Genomic DNA, 4,529 nt, shown 5'->3' with positions numbered 1-4,529 from the left:
AGCGAAAAGTGCGTTCTTGGGGCGCGAGCTTTGTGGGGGAAGCTTCCCCCACAAACGTCGCTTGTTTCCCCTGTCTTGTCTTGTCGTTTTCTTATTCGGGGGGAACCCCCGAATAAAAACGCCGCTGTCTCGCCTTTTTTGACGGGGAACCCGTCCATTCGCGTAGCGTCTCCGTTAGGAGAAGGCGAGCCGCAAGTAAAGCACCTTTTCAAGAGAGTCGATAGAAGTAGACGATCGCAGGAATTGAGAGTTAAGCTAGAGTCAATAGGTTCGGACACTCTTAGCTTCTTTAGAGATTAAAATTCCTGCATCCTGCGTTACCCTTATGAAGACTGAGGACTACTCTATGTTAGAAAACCGCGATTACACTTTAATTATCGATAAAAGTGGCAGCATGTCCACCAAAGATCGAGCAGGTGGGGCGAGTCGGTGGCAAATTATGCAAGAATCAGCATTAGCTCTAGCGAGTAAGTGCGAAGAACTCGACCCCGACGGGATTACATTTTATCTATTTTCAGGTAAATTCAAACGCTACGATAATGTGACTGCGGCTAAAGTTGGTGCAATTTTTCAAGAGAACGATCCTTCTGGAAGAACCGATTTAGCAGCAGTATTAAAAGACGCTACCACTAACTATTTACAGCGCAAAGCACAAGGGCAAATTCCTGCTAATGGCGAGATTATTTTAGTGGTTACCGATGGCGAACCCGACGATCGTAAAGCGGTAATGCAAGTCATTTTAGACACCACTCAAAAACTCGATCGCGATGAAGAATTATCGATTTCTTTCATTCAAGTCGGGATGGATGAAGCCGCTACCAAGTTTTTAAAAATCCTCGATGACGATCTCGGACGCGCTGGTGCAAAGTTTGATATCGTCGATACCATGACAATGAATGACATGGAAGATCTCACCCTCAAGGAAGTCTTGCTCGCCGCGATTAGTGATTGAGGAAAGAAATGAGAGTTGGGAAATTTTGGATTAACCATACCCACTTTCAACTTTAAATGACTAATCATTGCCCCTAAATACCTGACTTCTGGAACTTAAATTAAAGTCAGGTATCTATTGGCGATCGAATTTCAAAGATCGATCCAATTAAATCTCGTTTATTGACTTTTTCAGCAAGTCCTAAATACAGCAAATAAAATTACAATATTTAAAGCCGCCACCGCTTATATAAAAGGGGTAAGACAGAAAGTAAAACCAAGAAACTAGAAGCACAAATAAATTGCAGCCGATCGCCATCTTGAAAAGCAATTTTGCCAGAAGTGCCCAACCAAGTATAAGCAATACTGCCAGGAATCACGCCGATAAAAGTGGCGATCGTATAAGTATCAATTTTAATCGGGGTAAGAGCTAGTAAAAAGTTAATAATATTGAATGGAGCGATCGGGGTAAATCGCAATGCTAAAATTAATTCAAAAGCATTACTTTCCATCGATCGATCGAATTTTTTCAGTAATTTGTGGTTGCCAAATTTAGCGATCGCCCAATCATAAAATACATATCTAGTTAAATAAAATGCCCCAACTGCACCCAAAGTTGCTGCTATTGCCGACCAAATCGTCCCCCAGACTAGTCCAAATACCACGCCGCCAGCTAGTGTATGCACTACAATCGGCAACCCCAGTACGGCTAATATGACATAGGTAGAGATAAAAATCGGTACCGTCCAAATTCCTAATGCTTGTAAATAATCAGATAGAATTTGACGATCGAGTAAGTTTCGCGCGGGAGTGATGAAAAAAAGTAGAATCGCGCCAAGTAGTAAGATAATTTTAAAGTATTTTTTAGATTGATGTTTGAAGTTAGGACTAATTATTTTTGTTGCCACGATCGCCTATTTATAATTTATCGTTAATATAGCAGTTCTCAATAATATGCATCGGGTTTTGTACGCGTGCTTATTAATTTTCGGGTGAAATGCTAGCTGCCGATCGACTAACCATCAGTTTTTTTCGTAAATCAATCGCGGCAAAAATACTCAATACATCGCACTGCCATTCAGGTAAAATCGAGGTCATAATTATCTCTTCCACACTATTAATCCAGCATAAGCCGATCGCCAGCCAGAGCGTGTTAGCATAATTAAATCCAAACAATCCAATCGTGGCAATTAGCAAACCCAAACCCCAAGCTTTAGCAGTATAGGTATGAAAACTGGGAAATTTTTGGAATTTAATCAGGGAGATCGCAAACAGACAAACCTGTGCGAATACTGCCAATAATAGCGGAACTTGAAAATTGATAATTGTATCGGGATGTACCAACCAAGTACTCAGTGCAATACAAGTATATAAACTAATATCCGCCCAGCTATCTGCCTGTCGCAGTTTGACGGTACTTACACCCAATCGACGGGCAATAATGCCATCGAATATATCTGAAAGTACGGCGACAACATAGCCGATGATAAACCACTTACCAATCTGACTATCGAAAGCATCTAATAGTAGCAACGGCGCAATTGCAAACCGCAGTCCTACCAGCATACTCGGAATGTAAGTTAGTTTTAGCATGAGTTTTGCCGATCGATGTAACTCTGGTGTAATTATAACTGGCTTTCTTTAGGCTTTAGGTTTTAGGTTTTAGGTTTTAGGCTTTAGCGAAGATCTACCCACCCCACTGGGCGGGTGACCCGACCAGTAGCCCTACGGGCACCCCTCTCTTGAAAAGGTGCTTTACTTGGGGAAACAAGCGACGTTTTGGGGCGCGACGTTTTCGGGGGAAGCTTCCCCCGAAAAGCTCGCTTGGGAAGCTTCCCCCCAAAAGCTCGCGCCCCAAGAACGCACTTTTCGCTCCAGGGAGGGGATTTTTCCACTCCTTACTCCTTACTCAAAAAAACTACCCGATCGCGAAAAATCTGGCTAAGATTAAAAGTATCGGGAAAATATTAATCTTTCGATCGCTTCAGATTCAGACCGAAACACAACTACTGACATGGATGGAAATTTAAGCTTTTCCTCCCATCGCACTACACTCCCGTTCGGGTAACTGCATGAATTTATTGGAGTCAATCGCCCCATTCGATGGCTACGCTACAGCTATCGCTCAAGAGCTATTTGGTTTATTGGGGGTCGATGTCAAGGTGCAAAACCGCGAACGCTTGCCCCAGTATGGCCCACTGTTAATTGTCTGCAACCATCGGAGTTTCCTCGACCCATTCGTGCTAACTAGTTTTCTGAATACGCCGATTAACTTTGTGTGTCATCGTTATATGGGTAACGTTCCCGTCTTGCGAGAAATATTGCAAAGTTGCGGTGGGTTCCCGTTGAGTAATAATGACTGGTATCGGGATTTATTAGAGCATTCTACCGAATTGCTCGATCGCGGTAAAACGATCGGGATTTTTCCTGAAGGTGCTGCGCCAATGCTCGCAACCCCGGCACCCAAAGGATTGTGTCATTTTTATCGCGGTTTCGCGCATCTGGCTTTGCAAGCAACCGTGCCCAATTTACAGATTTTGCCAGTCGCAATTTATTCCGAAGCGGAAACTCAATTGCCTGCAATTCCCCTGAGCGTGTTCCATTATTTAGACCCCTTAGAGCCGCTATTTAGACAAGATGGCTGGCATCCAGCCGTGCTTTATCAGCAAGCGACGATTCGGATTGGTACGCCGTTTTCGATCGCGCCGTACCGAGATGGTTACCACGGTCGTCAAGCTGGTAAAGTAGTAAAAGATCTGACGGCCACCCTATCACAACAAGTTGCTGACCTGCTCGCAGCCTAAATCATGCAGCTTCATCCCCTGAGTTTTTTTCAACCTCGACCCGCACAGCCACATTTGCCATTATTTGTATTCTTTCCGGGGATGGATGGAACGGGTCGGTTATTTTACAAACAAATCGATAAATTGGCTGCTAGATTCGATTTGCGGTGTTTGGCAATTGCCAGTGACGACCGTAGTGATTGGCAAGGATTGGTAGATCGATCGATCCAGTTTATCGCAACCGAACTCCCCCCTGGAAGACAACTATACTTATGCGGCGAGTCGTTTGGTGCATGTTGGGCAATGCAGGTGGCGGAAAGGCTGAAAACCCAGATCGAAAAATTAGTCTTAATCAATCCGGCTTCGTCCTTCGTCCGATTGCCGTGGTTGAGCGAAGGGAGCGCACTCTCTAGTCTGTTGCCAGATAGTATGTATCCATTATCCGCACGGATACTTGCTAATTTTCTCGCCAATGCCGATCGAGTTACCGCCGAAGATCGCCAAAATTTAATCGATGCAATGCTCTCCGTCCGACCGCAAGCTGCGGCTTGGCGACTGAGTTTATTACGCCAGTTTCAGATAAATTCGGTATTGCCAGCAATTACAGACATCCCCACGGAACTAATCGCTGGAGAACATGACAGGCTGCTCCCGTCGGTGCTAGAAGTGCGCTTTCTCCACCAACAACTTCCCAAGTCAAAAACAACTTTACTACCCCTCAGCGGTCATGCTTGCCTGCTAGAAAGAGATATTAATTTAGCCGATCTCTTGTAAGCGGGGAGTAAGAAGTAAGAAGTAAGAAGTAAGAAGTAAGAA

5 protein-coding genes are annotated in these 4,529 nt (G+C 44.4%); 3 read left to right on the top strand and 2 right to left on the bottom strand.

Annotated features, from left to right (window positions below; all coding sequences use genetic code 11):
* Window positions 1–346: 346 nt before the first annotated feature.
* Window positions 347–952 carry a VWA domain-containing protein gene (locus RMO79_RS23355; RefSeq protein WP_310485663.1) on the top strand — a complete coding sequence of 202 codons (606 nt, stop codon included), beginning with the start codon at window positions 347–349 and terminating at the stop codon, window positions 950–952.
* Between the two features lie 208 nt (window positions 953–1,160).
* Here RMO79_RS23355 and RMO79_RS23350 read toward each other — a convergent pair whose 3' ends face one another.
* Window positions 1,161–1,838: a TVP38/TMEM64 family protein gene (locus RMO79_RS23350; protein ID WP_310485662.1), complete on the bottom strand. Its 678-nt coding sequence runs from the start codon at window positions 1,836–1,838 to the stop codon at window positions 1,161–1,163.
* 73 nt (window positions 1,839–1,911) lie between these two features.
* Complete coding sequence (locus RMO79_RS23345; protein ID WP_310485661.1) at window positions 1,912–2,523, bottom strand: CDP-alcohol phosphatidyltransferase family protein; 612 nt, start codon at window positions 2,521–2,523, stop codon at window positions 1,912–1,914.
* Window positions 2,524–3,002: 479 nt separating this feature from the next.
* Here RMO79_RS23345 and RMO79_RS23340 point away from each other — a divergent pair, with 479 nt between their 5' ends.
* Together RMO79_RS23340 and RMO79_RS23335 are read left to right on the top strand one after the other, a co-directional pair.
* Complete coding sequence (locus RMO79_RS23340; protein ID WP_310485660.1) at window positions 3,003–3,734, top strand: lysophospholipid acyltransferase family protein; 732 nt, start codon at window positions 3,003–3,005, stop codon at window positions 3,732–3,734.
* Between the two features lie 3 nt (window positions 3,735–3,737).
* Complete coding sequence (locus tag RMO79_RS23335; protein WP_310485658.1) at window positions 3,738–4,487, top strand: alpha/beta hydrolase; 750 nt, start codon at window positions 3,738–3,740, stop codon at window positions 4,485–4,487.
* Window positions 4,488–4,529: the final 42 nt, after the last annotated feature.

Source organism: Chamaesiphon sp. VAR_48_metabat_403, from assembly GCF_031422475.1.
Lineage (GTDB): Bacteria > Cyanobacteriota > Cyanobacteriia > Cyanobacteriales > Chamaesiphonaceae > Chamaesiphon.
Note: the sequence above shows the minus strand (reverse complement) of the source record. Positions and strands in the feature narration are given on the sequence as shown.

What these genes read in the sequence shown, in the direction of transcription:
- RMO79_RS23355 (WP_310485663.1), top strand. Translation starts at nt 347, where the DNA reads ATGTTAGAAAACCGCGATTACACTTTAATTATCGATAAAAGTGGCAGC.
- RMO79_RS23345 (WP_310485661.1), bottom strand. Translation starts at nt 2,523, where the DNA reads ATGCTAAAACTAACTTACATTCCGAGTATGCTGGTAGGACTGCGGTTT.
- RMO79_RS23340 (WP_310485660.1), top strand. Translation starts at nt 3,003, where the DNA reads ATGAATTTATTGGAGTCAATCGCCCCATTCGATGGCTACGCTACAGCT.
- RMO79_RS23335 (WP_310485658.1), top strand. Translation starts at nt 3,738, where the DNA reads ATGCAGCTTCATCCCCTGAGTTTTTTTCAACCTCGACCCGCACAGCCA.